Origin of the sequence: Corynebacterium argentoratense DSM 44202 (assembly GCF_000590555.1) — a bacterium.
GTDB lineage: Bacteria > Actinomycetota > Actinomycetes > Mycobacteriales > Mycobacteriaceae > Corynebacterium > Corynebacterium argentoratense.
The window spans coordinates 246412-271365 of sequence record NC_022198.1 but is presented as its reverse complement, the minus strand read 5'-3'; the positions used below and the strand labels follow the sequence as shown (position 1 = coordinate 271365).

At 58.5% G+C, this 24954-nt stretch carries 28 protein-coding genes and 1 riboswitch; of the genes, 6 read left to right on the top strand and 22 right to left on the bottom strand.

Annotation, left to right across the window (positions count from 1 at the left end):
• Window positions 1-42 precede the first annotated feature (42 nt).
• The 4 genes from CARG_RS01315 to CARG_RS01300 are packed head-to-tail and all read right to left on the bottom strand — an operon-like array spanning window position 43 to window position 5315.
• Complete coding sequence (locus CARG_RS01315) at window positions 43-1575, bottom strand: APC family permease (RefSeq protein WP_020975584.1); 1533 nt, start codon at window positions 1573-1575, stop codon at window positions 43-45.
• On the bottom strand, window positions 1572-2474 hold the full coding sequence (locus CARG_RS01310; protein ID WP_020975583.1) for a universal stress protein: 903 nt from the start codon (window positions 2472-2474) through the stop codon (window positions 1572-1574). Before CARG_RS01310 ends, CARG_RS01315 begins: the two co-directional genes overlap by 4 nt.
• Before the next feature lie 3 nt (window positions 2475-2477).
• Window positions 2478-3845 (bottom strand): flavin monoamine oxidase family protein, encoded by a 1368-nt coding sequence (locus CARG_RS01305; protein ID WP_020975582.1) that lies wholly within the window; start codon window positions 3843-3845, stop codon window positions 2478-2480.
• 36 nt (window positions 3846-3881) lie between these two features.
• On the bottom strand, window positions 3882-5315 hold the full coding sequence (locus CARG_RS01300) for an aminobutyraldehyde dehydrogenase (protein WP_020975581.1): 1434 nt from the start codon (window positions 5313-5315) through the stop codon (window positions 3882-3884).
• 157 nt (window positions 5316-5472) lie between these two features.
• Here CARG_RS01300 and fabG point away from each other — a divergent pair, with 157 nt between their 5' ends.
• Together fabG and CARG_RS01290 are read left to right on the top strand one after the other, a co-directional pair.
• Window positions 5473-6198, top strand: coding sequence for a 3-oxoacyl-ACP reductase FabG (gene fabG / locus CARG_RS01295; RefSeq protein WP_020975580.1), 726 nt, complete (start codon window positions 5473-5475; stop codon window positions 6196-6198).
• A 122-nt stretch (window positions 6199-6320) separates the two neighbouring features.
• Window positions 6321-7979, top strand: a complete 1659-nt coding sequence (locus CARG_RS01290) for an LGFP repeat-containing protein (protein WP_081761580.1) — start codon at window positions 6321-6323, stop codon at window positions 7977-7979.
• Between the two features lie 331 nt (window positions 7980-8310).
• Here the strand turns inward: CARG_RS01290 and CARG_RS01285 are convergent, their stop codons facing one another.
• The 14 genes from CARG_RS01285 to CARG_RS01220 all read right to left on the bottom strand — a co-directional run bounded on the left by CARG_RS01285 (window position 8311) and on the right by CARG_RS01220 (window position 17419).
• A complete protein-coding gene (locus CARG_RS01285) occupies window positions 8311-10011 on the bottom strand; it encodes a siderophore-interacting protein (RefSeq protein ID WP_020975578.1) in 1701 nt (566 codons plus the stop codon).
• A 466-nt stretch (window positions 10012-10477) separates the two neighbouring features.
• Window positions 10478-10714, bottom strand: coding sequence for a MerR family DNA-binding transcriptional regulator (locus CARG_RS01280; RefSeq protein ID WP_020975577.1), 237 nt, complete (start codon window positions 10712-10714; stop codon window positions 10478-10480).
• A gap of 368 nt (window positions 10715-11082) precedes the next feature.
• On the bottom strand, window positions 11083-11361 hold the full coding sequence (rpsQ, locus tag CARG_RS01275; RefSeq protein ID WP_020975576.1) for a 30S ribosomal protein S17: 279 nt from the start codon (window positions 11359-11361) through the stop codon (window positions 11083-11085).
• A 2-nt stretch (window positions 11362-11363) separates the two neighbouring features.
• A complete protein-coding gene (gene rpmC / locus CARG_RS01270; protein ID WP_020975575.1) occupies window positions 11364-11594 on the bottom strand; it encodes a 50S ribosomal protein L29 in 231 nt (76 codons plus the stop codon).
• Window positions 11594-12010: a 50S ribosomal protein L16 gene (rplP, locus tag CARG_RS01265; protein WP_020975574.1), complete on the bottom strand. Its 417-nt coding sequence runs from the start codon at window positions 12008-12010 to the stop codon at window positions 11594-11596. The genes rpmC and rplP overlap by 1 nt, the downstream gene beginning before the upstream one ends.
• Before the next feature lie 2 nt (window positions 12011-12012).
• Window positions 12013-12759, bottom strand: a complete 747-nt coding sequence (gene rpsC / locus CARG_RS01260; protein ID WP_020975573.1) for a 30S ribosomal protein S3 — start codon at window positions 12757-12759, stop codon at window positions 12013-12015.
• On the bottom strand, window positions 12759-13121 hold the full coding sequence (gene rplV, locus CARG_RS01255) for a 50S ribosomal protein L22 (RefSeq protein WP_020975572.1): 363 nt from the start codon (window positions 13119-13121) through the stop codon (window positions 12759-12761). The genes rpsC and rplV overlap by 1 nt, the downstream gene beginning before the upstream one ends.
• A 3-nt stretch (window positions 13122-13124) precedes the next feature.
• Entirely contained in the window at window positions 13125-13403 is a 279-nt protein-coding gene (rpsS, locus tag CARG_RS01250) for a 30S ribosomal protein S19 (protein ID WP_013241207.1), read from the bottom strand.
• A gap of 13 nt (window positions 13404-13416) precedes the next feature.
• A complete protein-coding gene (gene rplB / locus CARG_RS01245; RefSeq protein WP_020975571.1) occupies window positions 13417-14259 on the bottom strand; it encodes a 50S ribosomal protein L2 in 843 nt (280 codons plus the stop codon).
• A gap of 27 nt (window positions 14260-14286) precedes the next feature.
• Entirely contained in the window at window positions 14287-14592 is a 306-nt protein-coding gene (gene rplW / locus CARG_RS01240; protein WP_020975570.1) for a 50S ribosomal protein L23, read from the bottom strand.
• Window positions 14592-15242: a 50S ribosomal protein L4 gene (gene rplD / locus CARG_RS01235; protein WP_020975569.1), complete on the bottom strand. Its 651-nt coding sequence runs from the start codon at window positions 15240-15242 to the stop codon at window positions 14592-14594. Before rplD ends, rplW begins: the two co-directional genes overlap by 1 nt.
• Window positions 15239-15895 carry a 50S ribosomal protein L3 gene (gene rplC / locus CARG_RS01230; protein ID WP_020975568.1) on the bottom strand — a complete coding sequence of 219 codons (657 nt, stop codon included), beginning with the start codon at window positions 15893-15895 and terminating at the stop codon, window positions 15239-15241. Before rplC ends, rplD begins: the two co-directional genes overlap by 4 nt.
• Before the next feature lie 32 nt (window positions 15896-15927).
• On the bottom strand, window positions 15928-16233 hold the full coding sequence (gene rpsJ / locus CARG_RS01225; protein ID WP_003854291.1) for a 30S ribosomal protein S10: 306 nt from the start codon (window positions 16231-16233) through the stop codon (window positions 15928-15930).
• A gap of 490 nt (window positions 16234-16723) precedes the next feature.
• Window positions 16724-17419 (bottom strand): sugar isomerase domain-containing protein, encoded by a 696-nt coding sequence (locus CARG_RS01220; RefSeq protein ID WP_020975567.1) that lies wholly within the window; start codon window positions 17417-17419, stop codon window positions 16724-16726.
• A gap of 45 nt (window positions 17420-17464) precedes the next feature.
• On the opposite strand from CARG_RS01220, the gene CARG_RS10575 reads away from it, so the two are divergent.
• Complete coding sequence (locus CARG_RS10575) at window positions 17465-17599, top strand: hypothetical protein (RefSeq protein ID WP_268869936.1); 135 nt, start codon at window positions 17465-17467, stop codon at window positions 17597-17599.
• Window positions 17600-17641: 42 nt separating this feature from the next.
• Window positions 17642-17845, top strand: coding sequence for an amidohydrolase family protein (locus CARG_RS01215; RefSeq protein WP_020975566.1), 204 nt, complete (start codon window positions 17642-17644; stop codon window positions 17843-17845).
• 192 nt (window positions 17846-18037) lie between these two features.
• On the opposite strand, the gene tuf is transcribed toward CARG_RS01215, so the two are convergent.
• A complete protein-coding gene (gene tuf, locus CARG_RS01210; RefSeq protein ID WP_020975565.1) occupies window positions 18038-19231 on the bottom strand; it encodes an elongation factor Tu in 1194 nt (397 codons plus the stop codon).
• A 328-nt stretch (window positions 19232-19559) separates the two neighbouring features.
• Window positions 19560-19684: riboswitch (FMN riboswitch) on the top strand.
• 136 nt (window positions 19685-19820) lie between these two features.
• On the opposite strand from tuf, the gene CARG_RS01205 reads away from it, so the two are divergent.
• Together CARG_RS01205 and CARG_RS01200 are read left to right on the top strand one after the other, a co-directional pair.
• A complete protein-coding gene (locus tag CARG_RS01205; RefSeq protein WP_020975564.1) occupies window positions 19821-20618 on the top strand; it encodes an ABC transporter permease in 798 nt (265 codons plus the stop codon).
• A gap of 6 nt (window positions 20619-20624) precedes the next feature.
• Window positions 20625-21635: an ABC transporter substrate-binding protein gene (locus CARG_RS01200; RefSeq protein WP_020975563.1), complete on the top strand. Its 1011-nt coding sequence runs from the start codon at window positions 20625-20627 to the stop codon at window positions 21633-21635.
• A gap of 91 nt (window positions 21636-21726) precedes the next feature.
• Here CARG_RS01200 and fusA read toward each other — a convergent pair whose 3' ends face one another.
• Genes fusA through rpsL form a run of 3 tightly spaced genes read right to left on the bottom strand, consistent with a single transcriptional unit; the run spans window position 21727 to window position 24733 of the window.
• Window positions 21727-23856 carry an elongation factor G gene (fusA, locus tag CARG_RS01195; RefSeq protein WP_020975562.1) on the bottom strand — a complete coding sequence of 710 codons (2130 nt, stop codon included), beginning with the start codon at window positions 23854-23856 and terminating at the stop codon, window positions 21727-21729.
• Window positions 23857-23890: 34 nt separating this feature from the next.
• Window positions 23891-24358 carry a 30S ribosomal protein S7 gene (gene rpsG / locus CARG_RS01190; protein WP_020975561.1) on the bottom strand — a complete coding sequence of 156 codons (468 nt, stop codon included), beginning with the start codon at window positions 24356-24358 and terminating at the stop codon, window positions 23891-23893.
• 3 nt (window positions 24359-24361) lie between these two features.
• Complete coding sequence (gene rpsL, locus CARG_RS01185) at window positions 24362-24733, bottom strand: 30S ribosomal protein S12 (RefSeq protein ID WP_020975560.1); 372 nt, start codon at window positions 24731-24733, stop codon at window positions 24362-24364.
• Window positions 24734-24954 lie beyond the last annotated feature (221 nt).

The following is a 24954-nucleotide window of genomic DNA, read 5'->3' as shown; positions in this document are numbered from 1 at the left end:
CCCTGAGAACATCAGGGGCACCCACTGTTTATTTTTGTGCTCTTAGTCGAGCTTGAGAACCTCATCGACGGTAATCATCTTGTCACTGGGCAAACCACGCGTCAAGGTTTGACCGCGGAAGAAGGCTGGGTTCTTCCACCACGTCAACGCCATGGAAATAGCACCCAGAGCGAACAGCGTCACGCCGAGCATGAACACCAGGCCCACTCCGAAAATCTCGGAACCGGAACCATAGCTTGGGTCCATCGCGTCATACGACGTCTGAAAGAAGAAGGTCAGCAGCAACGCTCCACCAACAAGCGGTGACAGGAACTTCGCGAAGAAGCTCCCAACGCTGGAGAACCATTCTTTACGGAAGTACCACACGCAGGCGAAAGCAGTCATGCCGTAGTAGAAGCACACCATCATGCCCAGTGCGGTAATGGTGTCCCACAGGACTGCCTCACTGATCACACGCATCACCGCGTAGAACGCGAAGGCCACCACCGCAGCCACGAAGGTCGCAAAACCAGGGGTCTGGAACTTCGGCGAAATGTTGGCGAACTTCTTCGGCAGGGCCCCATAGAAGCCCATCGCCAGCATGGTGCGTGCAGGACCAATGAAAGTGGACTGCAATGACGCCGCGGACGACCCCAGGACTGCAAGGGACATCAGGATTGCAAGGCCACCCATGATCGGGGTGGCGAGCTCACCGAAGATGTTTTCCTGAATAGCCTGATTGCCCAGGCCATACTGCCCGTCGCCCACACCGGCGTAGCTCAGTGTTGCGACAGCAATCAACTGGTAGAGCACCACAATGATCAAAATGGTCAGCGTGGCAGCCTTGCCAGGGGTGGAGCTGGAACCTTCGGTTTCCTCACTCATGGTGAGGACAACGTCCCAACCCCAATAAATGAACACCGATAGGGCGACACCCGCGGCGAAAGCCGAGAAGCTACCGACGCCCAGGGGGTTGAACCATTCCCAGCTGAACTCCATTACATCCCACGCTTGGCCATTGTGGGCCTTCCACAAGGCCATGCAGCTGAACAGAATGAGCACAGCGAATTGGAAGCCCACTAGGGCGTACTGCACGGACTTGGTGGTGTCCAACCCGCGGTAGGAAATCAGTGCGGCGATCACCACGAACACAAAACAGGTGGCGACGTTAATCGGCACATTGCGCGTAAGCTCCGCGATTTCTGGCTTGTGCATAATCTGGGACAGCATCAGGTAGAAGAAGTCCACCGCGATACCTGCCAAGTTCGACAGCACCAGAATGGTCGCCGCCAGCAAGCCCCAACCACCGAGCCAACCGAGCACCGGGCCGAACGCGCGCGTAGCCCATGTAAAGGTTGTGCCGGAGTCCGGCATCGACGCGTTGAGCTCCTTGTACCCGATAGCCACAAGAAGCATCGGCACGAAACCCACCAGCAGGATCGCCGGCAGGTGGTCGCCTACCGCACTCGCGGTCGGGCCGAGCGCACCAGACAGGGTGTAAGCCGGGGCGATACAGCTGATGCCGATAATCGCCGCGGAGAACATCCCCACTTTGCCTTCAGAGAGGCCTTTGCTTGCAATTTCTACATCACTCACTTCAGCCACCTCTTTCGTGCATCGTATCCACGCGGAACCACCACAAGCGGCACCGTCAGGAAGCGCAAGATACGCATCGCGACGCTGCCCGCAAACACACTGGACTTCTGCTCAATGCGGGAGGAACCAACGAACAAAATATCTCCGTCGTCCCAACCGACATTCTCAATTGCATGGTTGACGTCGCTCGACTTGCCGATTGCAATGTCGACTTCTACTTGTTGACGTCGCGCTTCTGCGGCATCCATGTCGCTTGCGGCAGCAGCCTCCGCGACGTCATTAAGCCCGGCGCGAGCCTCATCCAGCACGCTCTGGGTGCGGGCCAGGACATCCCCGTTGTCCTCTTCGCCAACCAGTGCCACTAGGCGCAGGGGAAGGTCGGCGGCACCTGCCAGCAGCAGACCTTCGCTGACCAGAGAACCAGAACCGGGGCGGGTACCCACGGCACAGTTGATCCGCGCCACCGGGTGCGGGGTGTAACCGCGAGGGGCCAAAGCAACCGGCACTGGGCAACCGAACAACAGGTCGTGCGCAACCGTGCCCAGCTTGTGCCGCTTGAGCGGCGAAGACGACGCACCGCCAACCACGATGATCCGGGCGCCTAGTTCTTCACGAGCACGCAGCAAACCGTCAGCAGTGCTGGTGCCGGAAAAAACATGACCACGCGCGTTAATACCTTCCGGTACTCGCGCGAGAGCGCCTTCCAACCACTTGAACGCCTGGGTGACCAGGATGTCCGCGACCCCACCGATGGGTGGGTATTCAGCACTGAAAACATCGTGCCGGCGCAGCACCAACACAATCTCCAGGTCGTAGCCGAAAGTCTTGGCCATCTCGATACCAAGGTTGAGGGAATCAAGCCCCTGAGGGGTTGCCTCGTAGCCGACGATGCACCTCATGGCCTATCCTCCCAGACGCTCAATGAGCTCGCCGGAGACCTTGTGGCCCATACGCACCGCACCATCCACGTGCTGGTAACCCTCGCCCGCGATGTCGGAGCATGCGAAGTGGATCGGGCCGACCGGGACAGTGTTGAACTTGCCCCAGCGAGCCAAACCACCCAGATCGTAGGAGCACGCGTAGGCGCCGCGAGTCCACTCTTCTGCACCCCAGTCGGACAGGTAGAAGGACTCGGGGTTGAGGGTCTCCTCGCCCAGCATCTTGGCCATAGCATCAAGGATGGTGCGCTTCCGCTCCTCCTCCGGCAGGGCGAACATTTCTTCTGCCTTCTCGTCGACGACGAAGCCGACGAGGGTGCCGCGCTCGTCACCATGGTTGGTGTTGTCGTAAATCTCCTGAACCAAGTGGTTGGAGGAGAAGCAGGTGCCGGACAGGCCCTTGTCACGCCAGAAGGGGGTTGCGTAGGTTGCGTGAACCTTGATCACCAGGCCCATGGACTGGTGCTGGTGCATGATGTGCTGGGTGCGGGGCAGTTCCGGCACGTAAGAAATGCGGTTGTAGAGGTTCGGCGGAACCGCAAGGATGCAGTACTGCGCGCGCACCACGACGTCATTATCCGCATGCAAAGTCACGCCTTCGTCGGTGTACTCGAGGGTGCGGACCGGGGAGGACAAGATGATGTTGTCCTCGCCGATTTCCTCAGCCATCTTCAGCGATACCGACTGCATGCCGCCGACGACGCGGGCGTCCAGGATGAAGTCCTCGTCCACCAGGTTGGTAAAGCTGCCAGCAGAGGCAGCCATGTGGAAGGCCTGCAGCGCGGAGAATGCGTGATCGGGCTTGGTGAGCATGCCGCCAGCGATGAACAGGCCGATGTTCTTGCGGGCCTCTTCGTCGTCACTCTGCTCCTTCAGCCACTGCTTAAAGCTGATGGAATCCCATTCCTTAGCGCGGGGGTGCTCCCAGGGTGCGGCCGGGTCGAGCTCCGCGACAATGCCGTCCATGACCTCGATGAGTCGCTCCATCTCGGCCTGCGTCTCGGGCGCGCAGGGGAAGATCTCTCCGGTGTAGCGCTTCACCTCTCCGTCCATACCGAGGTAGATGGAGTCGCCCTCACGGTAGCGCTGGAAGGTCTCAAGGCCTAGTTCCTTGATAAGGGCGATCAGCTCGGTCTGATCCGGGGAGACCCACTGGCCACCGATCTCGTACCAAGCACCATCCATGACGTCGGAGCGGGTACGGCCACCGACGCGGTCTCGGGCCTCAACGACCACGAAAGACTTACCAGCGGCCTTCAACTTGCGGGCGGCGGACAAGCCACACGGGCCGGCACCAATAATGGCGACATCTACAGTGCGTTCAACAGACATGTTTTTCTCCTTCAAACTGTTTGGTGGGGGTGTGGCTTAGTGGGCGCTCATGACGTGCTTGATGCGGGTGTACTCTTCGAACCCGAACATCGACAGGTCCTTGCCGTAGCCGGAGTCCTTGAAGCCACCGTGCGGCATCTCGCCAACCAGCGGGATGTGGCAGTTGATCCAGACGCAGCCGAACTCGAGCTCGCGGCTGAAGCGCTCCGCGATCTTGTGGTTGTTGGTCCACACGCTGGAGGCCAAGCCGTAAGAAACATCGTTGGAGTACTCGAGGGCCTGGTCAGCATCAGCGAAAGGCTGCACCGTCAAAATGGGGCCGAAGGACTCTTCCTGGATCGGACGGTCGGACTGCTTCAGACCAGTGATGATGGTCGGGGCAAGGAAGAAGCCCTTGTCGCCAACGCGCTTGCCACCGGTGGCGATCGTCGCGTAATCAGGAAGGTTCTCGAGGATTTCGATGACCTTCGCGAAGTGACGGGCGTTGTTCAACGCACCGTAGAAGGCATCCTCATCATCCGGTGCACCCGGGCGAAGCTTCTCGGCTTCTGCCACGAGCAGCTTGGTGAACTCCTCCTGCACAGAATCCTGCACGAGCACGCGAGTAGCTGCGGTGCAGTCCTGGCCACCATTGAAGAAGCCCGCCGCAGCAATACCCTCGGCAGCAGCCTGCAGGTCAGCGTCTTCAAACACAACCACGGGTGCCTTACCGCCCAGCTCCAGGTGGGAGCGCTTCAAGTTTTCACCAGCGGACTTGCCGACCGCGCGGCCAGCCGGAACGGAACCGGTGATCGCAACCATCGCGACGTCAGGATGCGCAACCAACGTCGCACCAGTGGACGCATCGCCCAGGACAACATTGACGACGCCCTTGGGGAAGATCTCGCCGATAAGCTCGACGAACTTCAGGGTGGAGCTGGGGGTGGTGTCGGAAGGCTTGATCACGACCGTGTTGCCAGCGGCCAGTGCGGGGCCGAGCTTCCAGATGGCCATCATCAGCGGGTAGTTCCACGGGGTGACCTGGCCGATCACGCCGATGGGCTCGCGGCGGATGGAGGAGGTGTGGCCCTCCATGTACTCGCCCTGGGACAGTCCGTTGAGGACACGTGCCGCGCCAGCGAAGAAACGCAGCTGGTCAGCGCCAACACCGCATTCTTCGGATTCGACCATGGCGATCAGCTGGCCGGTCTCGCGGGACTGGATCTCTGCGATCTCGCGGCCGTGCCCTTCGAGTGCGTCAGCAAGCTTCAGCAAGCAGGCTTGGCGCTCAGAGGGGGTGGTGCGGCGCCATGTCTTGAATGCTTCCTTGGCTGCGGCGACCGCCGCGTTGACATCTGCCTCGTTGGAAATCGGGGAGATCGCGATGACCTCTTCGGTGACAGGGCTTTGGAGCTCGAGGGTTCCTTCGCCCTGGGCAGCAACGTATTCGTTGTTGATGTAGTTCTTCAGCGTTTGTGTGCCAGACGCCATAAGGGCCTCCTTGTTGTGAGAATCACGTAAGTTCAGGCTTCATTATTGACGTCGCGAACAAAGGCGCCACACCGCCACACCGGCGATCTGCACACAATGCTTTTCACCCACATGTACAAAAGCCCCCAGATGGGTGCATCCCTCTTAGACTGGTGGCATGACCACACTCCAAGGAAAAACAGCACTTGTAACCGGCGGAACGCTAGGAATTGGCGCGGGCATCGCCCGGGCCCTCGCCGCCCACGGCGCCAACGTCATCGTTACCGGGCTCACCCAAGAAGAATGTGACGCAGCCGAATTTCCCGCCCACGTTCTAGACGTCCGCGACCGCGACGCCTGCCAGAAACTCATTGCCTCCCTCGACACGCTCGACATTCTGGCGAGCAACGCAGGCATCTACCCCCAAGCCACAATCGCCGACATGACAGACGAAGACATCGACCTCATCTTCGACGTCAATGTCAAAGGCACCATCCACATGGTCCAAGCAGCCGCACCCTTGCTGGAAGCCTCCGGCTCCGGCCGCGTCATCGTGACCTCTTCCATCACCGGCAATTACACCGGCTACCCGCAATGGTCACACTATGGAGCCACCAAAGCAGCACAGATGGGCTTTGTTCGCAGCGCAGCCATCGAACTGGCATCCAAGGGGATCACCGTCAACGCCGTACTGCCGGGCAACGTGCTCACACCAGGGCTTGAAGCCATGGGCAAAGACTATCTAGACGCAATGACGTCGTCCGTACCCCTCGGATTCCTGGGCACCCCTGAGGACATCGGTGAGGCGGTCGCATTCCTCGCCAGCGACGGCGCTCGCTACATCACCGGCCAGGGAATCGTCATCGACGGCGGTCAGATCCTGCCCGAATCCCAGGACTTCTGAGCCGTCAGCGCCGCCACCTGCCACCGCTCGACACTCATCAGCCTGGAAAAATATTTACATGAAAAATAATTGAGAGGTAAAACACATTGAGACTTACCTTTGCCGCACCTACTGTTTGATTTATGAGAAAAATCTCTAAGGGAAACCAAAGATTCACGAGATCTATCCCGCGCAAACTTCTATCCTTCTCAATAGCACTTGGCCTGCTCACCCCCCTTCCCCAGATAACGAACGCATCAGCCGATGAATGGCACGGTCAACTCGTTATGGGAAGAATTCTCGAGACCTACAAGCGTCTCGGCGGCCACCACACCTTCGGCAATGCAACCACACCCGAGCGAGATGCAGCCCGCGGCGGCAAGTTCCAAGTCTTCGAAAAGAATTCCTCAATATACTGGCACCCCCAAGTCTCCGCTGGTGTAGCCCATCAGGTTGGCGGAAGAATCCGAGACAAATGGCGTGATTATGGCTGGGAACGCGGGCACCTTGGGTATCCAACAACCGATGAAAATCCAACGCTCAACCGCTACGGTCGTTACAACCACTTCGAGAACGGATCAATTTACTGGTCCCCGGCGACAGATGCGCATCTCATTCAGGGAAAAATTCGCGACAGGTGGGCGATCGACGGATGGGAACGTAGCGAGTTGGGATACCCAGTGACTGACGAAGGCACGACACCCGACAAGATTGGCCGATACAACCACTTTCAGAACGGATCAATTTACTGGTCCCCAAGCACCGGATCGCAGAAAATCAAAGGCAACATCCGGGAATACTGGAAGGCGATAGGTTGGGAAAAAAGCAGTTTTGGATACCCGATCAGCGAGGAATCCTTTGTATCAGGCGATGCCGTGCAGCAAAATTTCCAGAACGGGTCAATCCAATGGGTCTGGAAAAACAATCGGAGTCTTCCAAAATCTCCGGGTGACTCTTGGGGAAATTACGAGCAATTCCACCGAGTTTTTGAGCAACAAGGTGGAATGTGGACTCCTCAAGCAGCCAACCGAGAGATCACCCATAATTTCAACAAGTATTTCACCTTTTCTGGTTGCCCAGATGTGCTTGCAGTGGGCGCCCGCTGCAACCTACAAACACAGGTAGGGCTCGATGCCCCGATTAGAGTTTCTGAAATATCTGATGATGGTTTCAGCTTCATCTCTTTGCCAGGGCACCCCGAAGGCGCCGGCCGGACCATCACTTTCACCTTCGAAGACCATAAAGATGATGGCAATAGAGATCTATGGTTGCACGTTCGCGCCTGGGGGCCAGTCGGTGGCGCAAGCTACCTTGGCCCATTTAATGAGTACACTATCGCGGCAAGCGCCTGGAAGACCTTCAGCAGCAACATCAACCGAAAAATCTCTAGTTCAAGCACCATTTATCTTACCGAGGATAACTTCTCAATTAAGAAAGACAGAACCTCAGGAAAAATCAGAAGCAGGCGTGAGACCGACCAAGAGCAGTTAGGAAAACAGAAGCCGGTAGAGCTCAAGAAAATGTCCGCAGAGGAACTCGAAGCAGCATACGCCTACGAGCGCAACCTAGAGACAGCTGGCGGCAGCCCCAAAACCAGCAACACCCCCAACATCGAAAACCCCACCACAGGAGAAGTGTCGACGCCCCCGTCTGGAGACAGTACACTTACAAGCGACGCAATTCTCACCAGCGAACCAGACGAAGTTGAACCTGCAACACAGACAACTGCCCCCGGCACGGCCCAAGATAACGTTATTCTCGAGCCTAGGAATCGCCGCGAAGATTTAGGAACCTTACAATGAATCTCTTAGGACTACCCGTACCAGGCTTACTAATTGGGATAGCCATTGTTTTAGTACTCACCGTTGTTCGCCGTTTATTCTCAACCAAAAACACTCTGCTCGGCACCGGTTTATTCGTGACACTATTTCTGATAGTAGTTCATGCATCCTTAGGCTTCTCAGGACTCCCAATCGAGTGGGGTCTTTCAACCAATATAGCTGCTCTACTACTGCCGGTATTCTTTTTTTACATTGCATCGCTCATACGAATTCGGAACGAACGCAGGGCATCTCGTTACCAAAATCCGGACGCAACCTGCACGAATCCCAGGACTTCTGACACTTAAAGCCCTTAGCGTTCCAACTGCAGCAAGGTATTTCCCCAGCCGACCGGGGTGGATGACTCCACACGCCACCCCGCATCGGCAACCACGCGCCCTAGGCCACGCTGCGTCGGAACACTACCGCCCGATTCAATTAACCTCAGCAGGTCTTCTTCAACAGCGTGCTCATCAGCACCCGACTCCGACAACAACTCCGTGACGATCGCGCAGCGATCCACACGAAGCTCCCGCAAACGCTGCACCAACTGCTCATCCGAGCTGGCAATGCAAGGATCAATCAACAGCACCACACCCGCGTCTTCGCCTGCAGCGCCCTCCCCCACTGAGACCTGCGCCCGGCGCACCGGATGCACATCCTCCACCCCGGCCCCTTCGGGCATAACCACCTGTGGAGCACCTTTACGCACAAGCTCATCCGCGTAGATCGAACAACCGGGGCCATCCACGGCAATCACACAGTCATACAACCGCACCAAGGCAGCCGCGACCGCCGGGGCAGTCCAACCAGCCGCCGGATCCTCCAACCGCGCCGCACGCCCAAGCGAATTACCCTCCATTGCCTGGTCGATATGCGCCCACGCCAACGCACGCGGCGTCAACAATCGGGCACCCAAGCCCTCTGGATCCGCAAGATCCACGCCCAAGCGTGACAAGCGAAACAGCCCGACCTCCGGCTGCTCCACCAAACCAATGGCCTCCAAATAGCGCAGAAGGCGCACCGTAACCGCCGGATCCAAACACCCCGCGTGCGCTGGGGAAACGGGAGCATCAGCCTCAAACAAGTCACTCAACACCCCAGCAGCATGCGCGGTGCGCACAGCGTACGCTGGGCCGACCTCCAGCATGTCGTGCAACTGCTCGAACGCCGCCAAACGAGTATTAATGGGTACGCCATCGTCGCCGAGGACAACATCCTGCTGGCGCCAATAACCCGTAAACTCCACATTTTCACGCGGCACATCGAGGCGCTTAGCCAACGCGCGCACGGCCTTCAGCTGGCCGGCCTCCCCCGCCGCCCACACATAGCCCTCACCAGCGGGCGCACAATCAAATAAACGCTGCACAACCTGGCTAAAACGCCCACCCTCTGCCGCCACCACCCAATGCACATCAGCATCAGCACGGGTCTCAATATCCAGCACATCCGCACGGTCGGCAACCTCAATGACCGCAGTGACCTTCTGACCTGCAGGCAACTCCTCCAAGCAACGGGCAATCGCCGGCAAGGCAGTGTGATCCCCACACAACAACAACCAATCCGCGTGCACCGGAAGCTCACCGCACATCTTCGGCCCGGCGATATACACCCGGTCCCCCACCGTCACACGCTGACAAAAATCCTCCGCCAACCCCGCGCCATGCCGCGCGAAATCAATGACAACCTCGCCCGACGCGGCGTCATACTTACGCACAGTGTAGGCACGGAAGAGGTTCTTGATCTCCTCCGTCCACTCCAGATTCCCATTACCCAACGGCCGCGGGAAAGGCCGCTCGCCAGTAGTGGGATGCGGGAAGATGATGCGCACGTCATCGTCGAAACCCGTGCTGACGAACTCCGGACTGTCCGCACCCCGGCGCGTGCCCGCCCCCAGTTCCTCACCACCGAGGGTGATGCGACGCAGATTCGGGGTGACGTCCTCCACCCGCATCACCTCCACGTCGCGGAGGGTAACTGGGTAAATCTCGCGGGAGCGGCTGTTACGAGGCATGTAGTGAAGTCCTGTAGATCGGTGCGGGCGAAGGTCGTTCGTGCGGGTACGCGCAGTTGATAAAAGCAACACCAGTATAGATGGAGCATAAACAAACTAAAGTTTGATCTAGTTTTGCAGGGAGCACGCACGCATTGACGACGATCCCGCCAGGATTTTACCGTGGCAACGATAGGCTGCGGGCGCGTCAATCCCCTACGCCCAGTGCACGGGCCTCGCGCAGGCCTTGGAGCTGCACAGAATACAAAAATCAGCAGATTTGCCCCACCCAGCCCCATAAGCCCAGGTCGCTTGAGTGAAATCTGCAAATCTGCCGATTTTTTGTACTCTCCGACGGGGCGCCCACGAAAGTGGAGAGCGCGGGGACATCTTCCGCGACTACGAAAAGTCCACCGGCAACACCCACATCTCCTTCTAGCACGCGTCAAAGGCAGAAGAGCTCTCGCAAGTTGCGGGAGCTCTTCTGCTATCTGGCAGCTGCCACATGCACAAGGACCTTCAGCGCCCGGCGGATGTCGGCTTCCGTGTAGATTCGGTAGTCGCTATACGTGCGCCACTGCGGGCTGAGCAGGCCGATGCTGTCCCAATACCGCAGCGTCCGCGTGGTGACGTCAAGTTTGGCGGCTGCTTCACTGATGGAATATTCGCTCACGGTTTCCACTTTCTGCGTTGACGTAGCGTCAAGGTCAAGTCCGGTTTTCACGATTACGTGATGACGCCGCGTACATGTCCGCCCCATGTGCCGATGACGTGTCGAAGAAATCGCGAAAAGTGTACATGTCGTTTAAATATGTCGATGCGGTGTACACGTGAAAGGATCCGCCATGGCATTCGACCCAAACCGCCTCTAAAAGAAGGCAACTGCATATACGGGAGGCGAACAACGCCGACTTTGCGTGCACCGAATTCGCCAAATTATGCGTCCCTGTGCTCATTGGCCCAGGTCGGGCGTCTCGTGAACAATAATTTGCCCATTTCGGTGCACAGATACCGCACATACAGTGCGGGTATGAAAAAACCGGCCTCCACTACAGGGTGGGACCGGCTATTTTCGGTTTGCCGCTTTAGGGTTTAGCGTGCCTTCTCGACGATTTCGACGAGACGGAAGTGCTTATCCTTGGACAGCGGGCGGGTCTCTTCGACGCGGACGAGGTCGCCGACGCCGGCGGTCTCGTTCTCGTCGTGGACCTTCACCTTGGAGTTGGTGCGGATGGTCTTGCCGTACAGGCCGTGGCGCTTACGGTCTTCCAGTTCAACGACGCAGGTCTTCTGCATCTTGGTGGAAACGACGTAGCCCGTGCGGACCTTACGTGCGCCCTTTTCCTTCTTGTTCACGTTTGCCTCACTCATGTTTAAGCCTCAGCTCCCGGAACAACGGACAGGCCCAGCTCACGCTCGCGAATAACGGTGTAGATGCGGGCGATGTCGCGCTTGACCGTGCGCAGGCGACGGTTGTTGGTCAACTGACCGGTTGCCATCTGGAAGCGAAGGTTGAACAGTTCTTCCTTGCAGTCCTTCAGGCGGGTGACCAGTTCTTCTTCGGAGAGCTCGCGGAGCTCAAATGCGGGGGTACCGGTAGCCATTAGAACTGGTCCTCCTTCTTAACGATACGGACCTTGCAGGGCAGCTTCTGAGCTGCGCGACGAAGTGCCTCGAGGGCGATTTCTTCGTTCGGGTAGCTCATCTCGAAGAGGATGCGGCCAGGCTTAACGTTGGCGATCCACTTCTCGACGGGGCCCTTACCCGAACCCATACGCACGCCGAGCGGCTTCTGGGTCAGGGGGCGGTCCGGGAAGATGTTGATCCACACCTTGCCACCACGCTTGACGTGGCGGTTGATGGCAATACGTGCAGATTCGATCTGACGGTTGGTGATGTAGGTCGGCTCGAGAGCCTGGATGCCGTAGTCACCGTGGGTGATGCGGTTACCGCCCTTGGACACACCGGTACGGGTGGGACGGTGCTGGCGACGGTACTTAACGCGCTTGGGGATAAGCATTCTTAGCCCTCCTGCTTCTGCTCTGCACGCTGACGACGCTGGCCACCGCGGCGCGGACGCTCGCGACGGTCACCGCGGCCACGACGTGCGTCGGGTGCGTAGAGGTCGCTTTCGCGCTTGCCGCCGACGACGTCACCCTTGTAGATCCACACCTTGACGCCAATGCGGCCGAAGGTGGTGTGTGCTTCGTAGGTGCCGTAGTCAATTTCGGCGCGGAGGGTGTGCAGCGGCACGCGGCCCTCGTGGTAGCGCTCGGTGCGGGACATCTCGGCACCGCCGAGACGACCGGAGCACACGACCTTGATGCCCTTGACCTGCGGCTGGCGCATCGCGGACTGGATGGCCTTACGCATTGCGCGGCGGAATGCCACGCGGTTGGTCAGCTGCTCTGCGATGGACTGTGCCACCAGCTGAGCGTTGGCGTCAATGTTCTTGACTTCGAGGATGTTGAGGGCGACCTGCTTGCCGGTGAGCTTTTCGAGCTCACCGCGGATGCGGTCAGCCTCGGAACCACGACGGCCGATCACGATGCCCGGACGGGCGGTGTGGATGTCGACGCGGACGCGGTCACGGGTGCGCTCGATAACGACGTCGGCGACACCAGCGCGATCCAGGTTCTTGGACAGGAATTCGCGGATCTTGATGTCTTCGGCGAGGTAATCGGCGTAGGACTTATCGGCGTACCAGTGGGACTTCCAATCGGAAGTAATGCCCAGCCGGAGGCCGTGGGGGTGGATTTTCTGGCCCACTACTGAGCACTTCCCTTCTGGCTCTCGACAACCACGGTGATGTGGCTGGTGCGCTTACGGACGTGGAATGCACGACCCTGTGCGCGCGGGCGGAAACGACGCATCGTGGGGCCCTCGTCAGCGTATGCCTCGGAGATGACCAGGGTGCGTGGGTCCAGACCGAAGTTGTTCTCGGCGTTAGCGGCTGCGGATGCAACTACCTTTGCGACCGGCTCGGAAGCAGCCTGGGGGGCGTACTTCAGGATGGCCATTGCCTCGGATACGGACTTGCCGCGAACGAGGTCGATGACGCGGCGTGCCTTCATCGGGGTAACGCGGACGAAGCGCGCGGTGGCGCGTGCGGACGTGATTGCTTCACTCATCGCTTATCGACGTCCCTTCTTGTCGTCCTTGATGTGACCCTTGAAGGTCTTGGTCGGGGCGAACTCGCCCAGCTTGTGACCGACCATGGAATCATCCACGAACACCGGCACATGCTTGCGACCGTCGTGGACGGCGAAGGTGTGGCCGATGAAATCGGGGAGAATGGTGGAGCGGCGGGACCAGGTCTTGATGACCTGCTTGGTGCCCTTTTCGTTTTGTGCATCAACCTTAGCGAGGAGGTGCTCGTCTACGAACGGGCCTTTCTTTAGGCTACGTGGCATTGTCTACCTCCTCTTAGCGCTTCTTGTTTTTGTTGCTGCGACGGCGACGCATGATCAGCTTGTCGCTCGGGCGGTTGGGCTTGCGGGTACGACCCTCGGGCTTGCCCCACGGGGAAACCGGGTGGCGACCACCGGAGGTCTTACCTTCACCACCACCGTGCGGGTGGTCGACCGGGTTCATAACGACACCACGGACGGTCGGGCGGACGCCCTTCCAGCGCATACGGCCGGCCTTGCCCCAGCGGATGTTGATCTGGTCAGCGTTGCCGACCTCACCAACGGTTGCGCGGCAACGGATGTCGACGCGGCGGATTTCGGAGGAGGGCATACGCAGGATTGCGTAACGGCCTTCCTTACCGAGCAGCTGGATGGAGGTACCTGCGGAGCGAGCCATCTTGGCGCCGCCGCCGGGCTTCAGCTCGACGCAGTGCACGGTGGCACCGGCCGGGATGTTGCGCAGCGGGAGGTTGTTGCCGGGCTTGATGTCGGCGTTGGGGCCGGACTCAACGATGGCGCCCTGCTTGAGGCCCTTGGGGGCAATGATGTAGCGCTTTTCGCCATCTGCGTAGTGCAGGAGGGCGATGTTAGCGGTACGGTTCGGGTCGTACTCGATGTGAGCGACCTTAGCGGTGATGCCGTCTTTGTCGTTACGACGGAAGTCGATCAGACGGTAACGGCGCTTGTGGCCGCCACCCTTGTGACGGGTGGTGATGTGGCCGTGTACGTTGCGGCCGCCGGTCTTGTGCAGCGGGCGCAGCAGGCTCTTTTCCGGAGTCGAGCGAGTGATCTCCTCGAATTCGGAAACGGAGCTCTGGCGGCGACCCGGGGTTGTCGGCTTGTACTTACGAATAGCCATAGTTGTCCTTACCTTTCAATCGGCGCCTTAAGCGGCGGAGCCGCCGAAGATGTCGATTGCGTCGCTGCCTTCACGGAGGGTGACGATCGCACGCTTCGTGTTCTTGCGCTTACCGAAACCGGTGCGGGTGCGCTTGCGCTTGCCCTCGCGGTTGATGGTGTTGACGGATTCGACCTTGACACCGAAGATCTGCTCAATAGCGATCTTGATCTGGGTCTTGTTTGCCTCAGGTGCAACAAAGAAGGTGTACTGCTGCTGCTCCATGAGACCGTATGCCTTCTCGGACACTACCGGTGCGAGAATGATGTCGCGGGGATCTGCGATGGTGGCCATTACTTTTCCTCTCCAGCGCCGACAACGCGGTTAACGAAGCTGTTGAGTGCCTCCACGGAGAACACAACGTCGTCAGAGTTGAGGACGTCGTAGGTGTTCAGCTGATCCTGGTGCAGGATGTGAACGCCGGGGAGGTTGTTGGCGGATTTGATGGAGACTACGTCTTCACGGCCGACAACAAACAGTACGTTCTTGCGCTCGGTCAGGCGCTCGATGAATGCGCGGGCTGCCTTGGTGGACGGGGTCTGGCCGGTGACGAGTTCTTCGACGACGTGAATACGGTCGTGGCGAACGCGGTCGGTCAGTGCACCGAACAGTGCGGCTGCCTTCATCTTCTTCGGGGTGCGCTGGGTGTAGTCACGCGGCTGAGGGCCGTGGGAGATGCCACCACCGGTGAAGTGCGGTGCGCGGATCGAACCCTGGCGGGCGCGACCGGTACCCTTCTGGCGGAACGGCTTCTTGCCACCACCGGAGACCATGGAACGGGTCTTGGTGGCGTGGGTGCCCTGGCGCTTTGCGGCGAGCTGGGCATTGACGACCTGGTGCATCAGTGCAACAGATGCTTCGCGGTCGAAGATCTCTGCAGGCAGATCGACCTGGCCGTTGGTTTTACCGTCAGCGGTGTGGACGTCCAACTTCAGATTGCTCATGCGTGTGCACCGCCCTTCACTGCGGTCTTGACGGTTACGACGCCGCCGCGTACACCGGGGATTGCACCCTTGATGAGCAGCAGGTTAGCGTCGGCGTCAACCTTCTGAACCTTGAGGTTCTGGGTGGTGACGCGCTCATTACCCATGCGGCCTGCCATGCGGGTGCCCTTGAAGACACGACCCGGGGTAGCGCAGGCGCCGATGCCACCGACGCGGCGGTGTGCGGCCTGGTTACCGTGGGATGCGCCCTGGCCTGCGAAGCCGTGGCGTTTCATGGCGCCAGCGTAGCCCTTACCCTTGGAGGTACCGGTGACGTCGACGAAGGTTACGCCTTCGAAGATGTCGACGGTGATGTCCTGTCCAACCTCGTAGCCGGAGACGTCGTCCATGCGAATCTCGGTAACGTGGCGGCGGGGGGTAACGCCAGCCTTGTTGAAGTGGCCTGCCTGAGGCTTCTTGACCTTACGGGGGTCAATTTCGCCGTAGGCGATTTGGATGGCGTTGTAGCCATCGTTGTCAATGGTTCGAATCTGGGTGACTACGCACGGACCAGCTCCGACGACGGTGACGGGGATAACCCGGTTGTCCTCGTCGAAGATCTGGGTCATGCCGAGCTTGGTGCCCAGAATTCCCTTGATCTCAGTTTCACTCATTATTTATTCTCCGATGCCAATACTTACGTCGATCACTGAATATTCACGTCGACGCTGGCCGGAAGGTCGATGCGCATAAGAGCGTCGACAGTCTTGGGCGTCGGGTCGAGGATATCGATCAGGCGCTTGTGAGTGCGCATCTCGAAGTGCTCGCGAGAGTCCTTGTACTTGTGCGGAGAACGAATAACGGCGTAAACGTTCTTCTCGGTCGGCAGCGGCACCGGGCCAACGACGCGTGCACCCGTGCGGGTGACGGTTTCGACGATCTTACGCGCAGAGGCGTCGATCGCTTCGTGGTCGTAGGCCTTGAGCCTAATGCGGATTTTTTGTCCCGCCACGCTTGTCCTCTTCCTTTGGTCCCACATCTACATTCGCGCACGAAGGAGCGGTGGGAATTGCTTTTAGTATCTCTATAACGTTGTCCGGATGGACCGGGCGCAACGCCAGTTTTGTGTTTCATGAACCAGGTCTATGCAGATGGTAATAAACGTCTGCTAGCCGGTTACGTCCCCCTAAAAAGTGCGTGGGGTTGTTGCCTACTGCCGCTGTTTATTTGCCATGCCACATGTCCGGGCCCTTACGGGCTCCACCTGCGCCGTAATGGTGCGTTGTGGTTCATGTTTGCTAAGCCACGGGCGTAATAAACGCACACCTATGTCAAAGCAACCCTTGTATTTAAGCACGTCGCCCACCCTAGGCGCAACCCTTAAGCGCAGTTGTGCGAAAAAACACATTTTCCGCATTTGTGCTCGTAGGAGCCACAAAAATACAGCTGTAGGCGGACACCCGGGGTGGGTGCCCGCCTACACGCTAAAGCCGCAGAAGGGCTTAGTTCAAGTAGAAAATGCGATCAGCATTTTCTGCCAGGTACTTTGCGTTCCATTCTGCGCCACCATCAAGGTTGGCGGCGAGGAACACGGGTGCGGATAAGCCCTTTTCGAGCAGCTTCTCGATGATGCCCGCAGGCAGGGAATGCAGGATCGCAATGGAGGTCACACCGGATGCGGGAGTGAACTTCTGCGGAACACCATCAAGGCTTAGAACTACGTCACCGGCGTCCACACGGTTATCGATGCCGATGTCAGCGTGGTCCTTCAGCTTGGTCCCGTCCGGAACGCGAGAGGTCACGGCGTCTGTGTACTTGTGGGAAGTCAGGCCCACCACGAAGACACCGTTCTCGCGGGCTGCACGAGCCAACTCAACCGGAACCGCATTGTGGCCGGAGACGGAGACGTCAATCAGAACGTCACCTTCCTTGAGGGGCGAGTTGTTGAACAGCACCTCGCCGCAGCCAGGCATCTGCTCCATCTGAGAGCCGAGGGTGCTGGGGCGAGTGATGAGTGCTTCGATACCGGGACCGTAGAGGGGGTTGATGAGCATCAGGCCACCGGCACGGTAGACGATGTCCTGAACCGGCAATGACGAGTGGGAAGCTCCGAAAGCGAAGATTCGTCCGCCAGCGCCCTCCAGCAACGCGGCTACGAAGTTTTGGTGGCGCCTATGCTCAACGCACTCTAACGCCACTTTGCACTGTTTTCTTGCACTTTTCGTGTAGTCATGATTTTTGTTATGTCAGTTTCACAGCTTTTTAGCAATGCTCTGCTTGTTGACGGTTCAGGCGCGCCCGCCGTAACGGATGCTGCGTTGCGTGTTGAACGCGGCGTCATCACTCATGTCGGAACGGTTAATGACGTCGCGTCATGACCGGATTCGGATGAAACAATCGACGTCGCAGGTGCTCCGCTGGTGCCTGGCTATATCGATATTCACCATCATGGCGGTGGTCGGGTCGCTTATGACGATGGCCCTGAGGCAGCTGCGGCTACCTCGCATCTGGCCCGGGCTATCGGTGTGGATGATAACTTCGGCACGCTGGCAGCAGGCTACCCCGGCGATGTGATCGTTCTCGACCCTGAAACGCTGCTTCCGAAGGGTATCTTCTTCGTTTAGCCCGATAAGTGAGTGTCTTTTCTTTGGACTCTCACTACATCACATTCAAAATCGGCCCGGTACCGCATGGTATCGGGCCGTTGTGTTCTCGGTACATACTGCCCGCATGTCCCGCTGCGAACGGGGCAGGAATGGGAAAACCCCAACCGCCTGATGAAAGGCGATTGGGGTTTTAAACCAACAAGTAGGTTATTACTTGATGATCTTGGTGACGCGGCCAGCGCCGACGGTGCGGCCACCTTCGCGGATAGCGAAGCGGAGGCCCTCGTCCATAGCGACCGGCTGGATCAGGGTGACGGACATGTCGACGTTGTCGCCAGGCATGACCATCTCGGTGCCCTCAGGAAGCTTCACAACACCGGTAACGTCGGTGGTGCGGAAGTAGAACTGAGGACGGTAGTTGTCGAAGAACGGGGTGTGGCGGCCGCCCTCATCCTTGGAAAGGATGTAGACGGAGCCCTCGAACTCGGTGTGAGGGGTGTAAGCGCCGGGAGCAGCAACGATCTGGCCGCGCTCGACGTCCTCACGCTTGATACCACGGAGCAGCAGACCACAGTTGTCGCCAGCCTCGGTGTAGTCGAGGAGCTTGCGGAACATCTCGATACCGGTAACGGTGGTCTTGGTGGACTTCTCGCGGATACCGAGAATCTCGACCTCGTCGTTGACGTTCAACTTGCCGCGCTCAACACGACCGGTAACGACGGTGCCGCGACCGGTAATGGTGAAGATGTCCTCGATGGGCATGAGGAAGGGCTTGTCGGTCTCGCGCTCCGGATCCGGAATCTTCTCGTCGCAAGCCTTCATGAGCTCAACGATCTTAGCGGTCCACTCGGGGTCACCCTCGAGAGCCTTCAGTGCGGAAACCTGAATGATGGGAGCGTCCTCGTCGTACTCCTGCTCAGCAAGCATTTCGCGAACTTCCATCTCGACGAGCTCGATCATCTCGTCGTCAACATCCGGGGAGTCACACTTGTTCAGAGCAACGAGGATGTAGGGAACGCCAACCTGGCGAGCAAGAAGAACGTGCTCACGGGTCTGAGGCATCGGGCCGTCGGTAGCGGCAACCACGAGGATTGCGCCGTCCATCTGAGCAGCACCGGTGATCATGTTCTTGATGTAGTCAGCGTGGCCGGGGGCGTCCACGTGAGCGTAGTGGCGCTTCTCGGTCTGGTACTCGACGTGGGAGATGTTAATCGTGATACCACGCTCCTTTTCTTCCGGCGCCTTGTCAATAGCGTCGAAAGCGAAAGCCTGGTTCAGCTCCGGGTACTCGTCAGCCAGAACCTTGGTGATGGCTGCGGTCAGGGTGGTCTTACCGTGGTCGACGTGACCAATGGTACCGATGTTGACGTGCGGCTTTGTACGCTCGAACTTCGCCTTTGCCACTGTATGTCCTCCTGGACTTCATGGTGGCTACGACTCTCGCAGCCACATTGGTGGTTGTTTACTACTTGGCACCAGCCCACCAGGGCTAACGCTTTAAAAGTAGCGATTTGATTTGTGCCAGTTACGTTATCCTAGGTGTTCATTGTGCAAAACTCAAACCTGGGCGCTCAATTGCTGCTTGGCAGGTCTGAGCTACGTGCACTAACACTACGCTTCGGCACTCTATCAGGTACCAAACCACCACACCACCTGCCGATTAACCCCCTGGGTTTAATTCACATTCTTTGTTGCGTGGCGATTAGATCACCCGTATTATTTTCTTCGTGCAGTCGTGCACCGGGGTCAGTGAAAGTCTGAACCGGCGGTTACAGTCCGCGACCCTCCCCACCCGGGGAGGTTGAGCTGGTGGAATTCCAGCACCGACGGTTAAAGTCCGGATGGTAGGAGCACGATCGAGTACGCGGCATCTAGCCAACCCTTACGCATGCCGACCGAAGCGCGCGCGGGCCGGCGGCTGTAACGCTGCGCCCGTGTGGGGTTGTAGTTTTCGTGTACCCACATCCCGGTGCCAAAGAAAGTGTTGGAGTGAATGCTAAGCACCGGCATCAACCAGGTTTCCCGCAGGAATGATCCCGCTCGCGCCTTCGCGGTGGTCGGCGGCGTCACTGTCTTGCTCGTCGCCTGGTTTCTCACAGCCGCAGCTTTGCATAATCCAGCGTTACTGCCCTCCCCCGTATCAGTAGCCGCGCGGCTTGTTCGAGATAGTCATAATCCTCTGTTTTGGCACGCGTTTGGCAGCACTGTTACTGAAGCATCCTTGGGGTGTTTGCTGGGGGTTGTTGCGGCTCTTCCTTTGGCATATGTGATCTACAAATCATGGGTTCTCGACGCAGCATTCGGCCCTATTATTGCCGTTTCGCAAGCGATTCCCTCCGTGGCTGTTGCACCGTTGCTTGTCATTTGGATTGGCTATGGCACCTTCGCCATCGCCGTTCTGTGTTCCCTCATTGTCTTTTTCCCCATTTTGGTCACTGCGGTGCTGGGCTTGAAGTCTTTGCCCCGCGACGTCATCGAGGCTGCCCGGCTTGATGGCGCCCACGGCGTGAGTTTGCTGCGGCATATCGAGGCCCCTTTGGCGCTGCCTGCTTTGCTGGCTGGTTTGCGCACAGGGGTGACGTTGTCTGTTATCGGCGCTGTGGTGGGTGAGTTTGTGATGGGTGGTTCCGGCCTGGGTTCCCGGCTGTCTTTGCAGTCGGCGGCGGCTGATATGACGGGTTTGTTTGCGACGGTCACGGTGTTGTGCCTCATGGCTGCACTTGCTTTTCAAACAATCGCACTCGTCGAGCGCACTAACCCGATCATGCGTGCGCTCGCCCAAGGAAAGTAGATAATCATGCACTTTTTCAAGAGACGCCGCACTGTTGCGGCAAGCGCACTCGTTGCCCTGGCTGGTTCTGTTGTTGCTTGCAGCAGTAATGACGCCGCGCCTGCCGGATCCCCCGCGACGTCATCAGGTGAGCAGGTGGCTGCCACTATCGGTTTGACGTACATCCCGAATGTCCAGTTCGCGCCGGCTTATGTGGCGGACGCCGATGGGGCTTTGGGTGATGGGGTGTCGCTGAGGCACCACGGGCAAAATGAGGGGCTGTTTACGGCGCTGTTGTCTGGCCGGGAGCAGTTCGTTATCGCAGGTGCGGATGAAGCTGCGACGGCCGCCAGCGATGAGTTGTTGGTGGTCTCCCCCTACTACGAGACGTTTCCGGTGACGGTGTCTGTGAAGGCGGATTCGGATATTCATTCGATGGCTGACCTGAAGGGCAAGAAGGTTGGCATTGCCGGCCATTACGGTGAGGGCTGGTACGGCCTTCTGGTGGGCCTGCACAATGCAGGCCTGACGCCTGAGGATATCGATGTGCAGGAAGTTGGGTACACACAGCAGGCTGCGCTCGCCGGCGACAAGGTAGATGCGGTAGTCGGCTTTATCAATAATGACGCCGTGCAGATGGAGCTGCGCGGTATGAATGTGCACAATCTGGATGTCAATGCTGATGATTCTTTGCGTAGCGCCAGTGTGATCACCACTAAGAAGTTTGCTTCTGAACACCCGGAGACAGTCAAGCAGGTCGTCGCTGGTTTCTATAGTGCGTATGCGAAGTTGAAGGCTGATCCTTCTGTCGGCGTTGAGGCTGCACAGAAATTGATTCCGGAATTGAGTGAACCGGAGCAGTTGAAGGCGGCTGAGGCGACGATGGATGCGACTGCGAAGCTTCTTCCTGGGCCTGATACTTGTGGTGAGTTGACTGAAGAGTCTGCGCGCAAGATGGTTGAGGCTTTGAAGGATGTTGGTATTGAGGGTATTCAGGTTGATGGTAGTGACTTGTACAGCACCCAATACTGCCCTTAAGGGGTTTTATAGTTGGTGTAGCTAAAGGGTTGGCCCCTCCTGATGTCTCAGGAGGGGCCAACCCTTTTGGTTCGCTTAAAAGCGTGTGCTTTTAGGCGGTGGTGCCGTTGCGCTCAGCAATGATATCGGCTGCTACGTTGGTGGGAACCTCAGCGTAGGAGTCGAAGATCATGGAGTAGTTAGCGCGGCCCTGCGTCTTGGAGCGCAGGTCGCCGACGTAACCGAACATCTGGGACAGCGGAACCTTTGCCTTGACCAGCTTGGCGCCGGCACGGTCTTCCATTGCCTGGACCTGGCCACGGCGGGAGTTGACGTCACCGATCACTTCACCCATGTATTCCTCAGGGGTGGTGATTTCGACGGCCATCACGGGCTCAAGCAGGGTGGGCTTTGCCTTTGCGACGGCTTCCTTCAGGGCCATGGAGCCAGCGAGCTTGAAGGCCATTTCGGAGGAGTCAACTTCGTGGTAAGCACCGTCGAGGACGGTTGCCTTGATGTTGACCAGCGGGAAGCCAGCGAGGTAGCCGTACTGCATTGCGTCCTGGATACCGGCGTCGACGGAGGGGATGTATTCCTTGGGGATACGGCCACCGGTGACGGCGTTTTCGAACTTGTAGATGGCGGATTCGCCTTCTTCGAGGGTCTCTGCCTCGGGAGCGTAAGGCTCGAGGGCGATGATGACCTTCGCGAACTGACCGGAACCACCGGTCTGCTTCTTGTGGGTGTATTCGAGCTTCTCGACGGGCTTCTTGATGGTCTCGCGGTATGCAACCTGCGGTGCACCAACGTTTGCCTCAACCTTGAATTCGCGCTTCATGCGGTCAACAAGGACGTCAAGGTGGAGCTCACCCATGCCGCCGATGACGGTCTGACCGGTCTCATCGTCAAGCTTGACAGTGAAGGTGGGGTCCTCTTCGGCGAGCTTCTGGATAGCTACGGAGAGCTTCTCCTGGTCAGCCTTGGTCTTGGGCTCGATGGCAACCTCGATAACCGGATCCGGGAAGTCCATGGACTCCAGGATGATCGGGTTAGCGATGTCACAGAGGGTGTCACCAGTGGTGGTGTCCTTGAGGCCGATGCATGCGTAGATGTTACCTGCGCGTGCTTCGTCAACAGGGTTCTCCTTGTTGGCGTGCATCTGGAACAGCTTGCCGATGCGCTCCTTCTTACCCTTGGTGGAGTTAGCCACCTGGGCGCCCGGCTCAACGATGCCGGAGTAGACGCGCACGAAGGTCAGCTTGCCGAAGAACGGGTGAGCTGCGATCTTGAACGCCAGAGCGGAGAAGGGCTCGTCGACGGAGGGCTTGCGCACCATATCGACAGCTTCGTCGCCGACCTTATGGCCGTGAACCTCGCCGATGTCCAGCGGCGAGGGCAGGTAGTCGATGACTGCGTCGAGCAGGGGCTGGATGCCCTTGTTCTTGTATGCGGAGCCACAGAGCACGGGGTAGATTTCGGAGGCGACGGTCATCTTGCGGACGGCGGTCTTGATTTCCTCTTCGGTGAGCTCTTCGCCACCGAAGTACTTCTCCATAAGCTCTTCGTCGGACTCTGCGACGGTTTCGAGGAGCTTCTCGCGGTATTCTGCAGCCTTGTCGGCGAGATCAGCGGGGATCTCTTCGATGGTGGCTTCAGCACCAACCTCGACCTTGCCGCGCCAGGTGATGGCCTTCATCTGGATGAGGTCAACGACACCGTCGAAGTCATCTTCAGCGCCGATGGGCAGCTGCATGACCAACGGCTTTGCACCGAGGCGGTCGATAATGGTCTGGACGGTGAAGTAGAAGTCCGCGCCCATCTTGTCCATCTTGTTGACGAAGCAGATGCGGGGGACGTCGTACTTGGCAGCCTGGCGCCAGACCTGCTCGGACTGGGGCTCAACGCCTTCTTTACCGTCGAACACTGCGACGGCGCCGTCGAGGACGCGCAGGGAGCGCTCAACCTCAACGGTGAAGTCGACGTGGCCGGGGGTGTCGATGATGTTGATCTGGTTGCCGTTCCAGAAACAGGTCACAGCAGCGGAGGTAATGGTGATACCGCGCTCTTTTTCCTGCTCCATCCAGTCGGTGGTCGAAGCACCGTCGTGGGTTTCGCCAACCTTGCGGTTGATACCGGTGTAGAACAGAATACGCTCTGTTGCAGTGGTCTTACCAGCATCGATGTGTGCCATGATGCCGATGTTGCGGACCTTATTGAGGTCCTTAAGCACTTCTTGTGCCACGTTATTCCCTAACTCTTGTTGCTGAAAGTTTTAACTACCAGCGGTAGTGAGCGAAGGCGCGGTTGGCCTCAGCCATCTTGTGGGTGTCTTCGCGACGCTTGACGGAAGCACCGAGACCGTTTGCTGCATCAAGAATCTCGTTGGCGAGACGCTCGGTCATGGTGTTCTCACGACGCTGGCGGGTAAAGGTCACGAGCCAACGGAGAGCAAGGGTGTTTGCACGGCCGGGGCGAACCTCGACGGGCACCTGGTAGGTAGCGCCACCGACACGACGGGAACGAACCTCAAGGTCGGGCTTGATGTTACCCAGGGCCTTCTCCAGGGTTCCGACCGGATCGGTGCCGGTCTTCTCGCGGCAGATTTCCAGCGCGTTGTACACAATGCGCTCTGCGGTGGACTTCTTGCCGTCCAGGAGAACCTTGTTCACCAGCTGGCTGACAACCTCGGAACCGTAAACCGGATCCTTGACTACGGGACGCTTGGGAGCTGCACCTTTACGCATTGTTTACTTCTCCTTCTTTGCGCCGTAGCGGGAACGAGCCTGCTTGCGATCCTTGACACCTTGGGTATCGAGGGTGCCGCGGATGATCTTGTAGCGAACACCGGGAAGGTCCTTCACACGACCGCCGCGAACGAGCACCATGGAGTGCTCCTGGAGGTTGTGGCCCTCACCGGGGATGTATGCAGAAACCTCGATGCCGGAGGAAAGGCGCACACGGGCGACCTTACGCAGCGCGGAGTTCGGCTTCTTGGGGGTGGTGGTGTACACGCGGGTGCACACGCCACGGCGCTGAGGGGAACCCTTCAGAGCTGCGGTCTTCACCTTGGCAGTCTTATCGTGGCGGCCCTTGCGGACCAGCTGCTGAATAGTAGGCAATGAACCATCTTTCTTGTATGACCGGCCCCCGCAGGCAGCTACCTGGGTACCTTCGAGGCTATGGTGCTGGAGCTACGACGAGTGCCTGGCGCAGCATCATTGAATTAATGACGTCGCGTTGATCACTGTGTCCGACACCTCACTGTTTCCTGAGGTTTCAGGGGTGGGGTGGCGTCTATGACCGGTCTGAAATTTTCAATTGAATAATGTAGACATGGGTA

Coding starts and splice junctions, on each gene's coding strand:
- CARG_RS01310 (WP_020975583.1), bottom strand. CDS start 2,474: ATGAGGTGCATCGTCGGCTACGAGGCAACCCCTCAGGGGCTTGATTCC.
- CARG_RS01305 (WP_020975582.1), bottom strand. CDS start 3,845: ATGTCTGTTGAACGCACTGTAGATGTCGCCATTATTGGTGCCGGCCCG.
- CARG_RS01300 (WP_020975581.1), bottom strand. CDS start 5,315: ATGGCGTCTGGCACACAAACGCTGAAGAACTACATCAACAACGAATAC.
- fabG (WP_020975580.1), top strand. CDS start 5,473: ATGACCACACTCCAAGGAAAAACAGCACTTGTAACCGGCGGAACGCTA.
- CARG_RS01290 (WP_081761580.1), top strand. CDS start 6,321: ATGAGAAAAATCTCTAAGGGAAACCAAAGATTCACGAGATCTATCCCG.
- CARG_RS01285 (WP_020975578.1), bottom strand. CDS start 10,011: ATGCCTCGTAACAGCCGCTCCCGCGAGATTTACCCAGTTACCCTCCGC.
- rpsQ (WP_020975576.1), bottom strand. CDS start 11,361: ATGAGTGAGGCAAACGTGAACAAGAAGGAAAAGGGCGCACGTAAGGTC.
- rpmC (WP_020975575.1), bottom strand. CDS start 11,594: ATGGCTACCGGTACCCCCGCATTTGAGCTCCGCGAGCTCTCCGAAGAA.
- rplP (WP_020975574.1), bottom strand. CDS start 12,010: ATGCTTATCCCCAAGCGCGTTAAGTACCGTCGCCAGCACCGTCCCACC.
- rplV (WP_020975572.1), bottom strand. CDS start 13,121: ATGAGTGAAGCAATCACGTCCGCACGCGCCACCGCGCGCTTCGTCCGC.
- rpsS (WP_013241207.1), bottom strand. CDS start 13,403: ATGCCACGTAGCCTAAAGAAAGGCCCGTTCGTAGACGAGCACCTCCTC.
- rplB (WP_020975571.1), bottom strand. CDS start 14,259: ATGGCTATTCGTAAGTACAAGCCGACAACCCCGGGTCGCCGCCAGAGC.
- rplW (WP_020975570.1), bottom strand. CDS start 14,592: ATGGCCACCATCGCAGATCCCCGCGACATCATTCTCGCACCGGTAGTG.
- rplD (WP_020975569.1), bottom strand. CDS start 15,242: ATGAGCAATCTGAAGTTGGACGTCCACACCGCTGACGGTAAAACCAAC.
- rplC (WP_020975568.1), bottom strand. CDS start 15,895: ATGAGTGAAACTGAGATCAAGGGAATTCTGGGCACCAAGCTCGGCATG.
- CARG_RS10575 (WP_268869936.1), top strand. CDS start 17,465: ATGTCAGTTTCACAGCTTTTTAGCAATGCTCTGCTTGTTGACGGTTCA.
- CARG_RS01205 (WP_020975564.1), top strand. CDS start 19,821: ATGCTAAGCACCGGCATCAACCAGGTTTCCCGCAGGAATGATCCCGCT.
- CARG_RS01200 (WP_020975563.1), top strand. CDS start 20,625: ATGCACTTTTTCAAGAGACGCCGCACTGTTGCGGCAAGCGCACTCGTT.
- rpsG (WP_020975561.1), bottom strand. CDS start 24,358: ATGCGTAAAGGTGCAGCTCCCAAGCGTCCCGTAGTCAAGGATCCGGTT.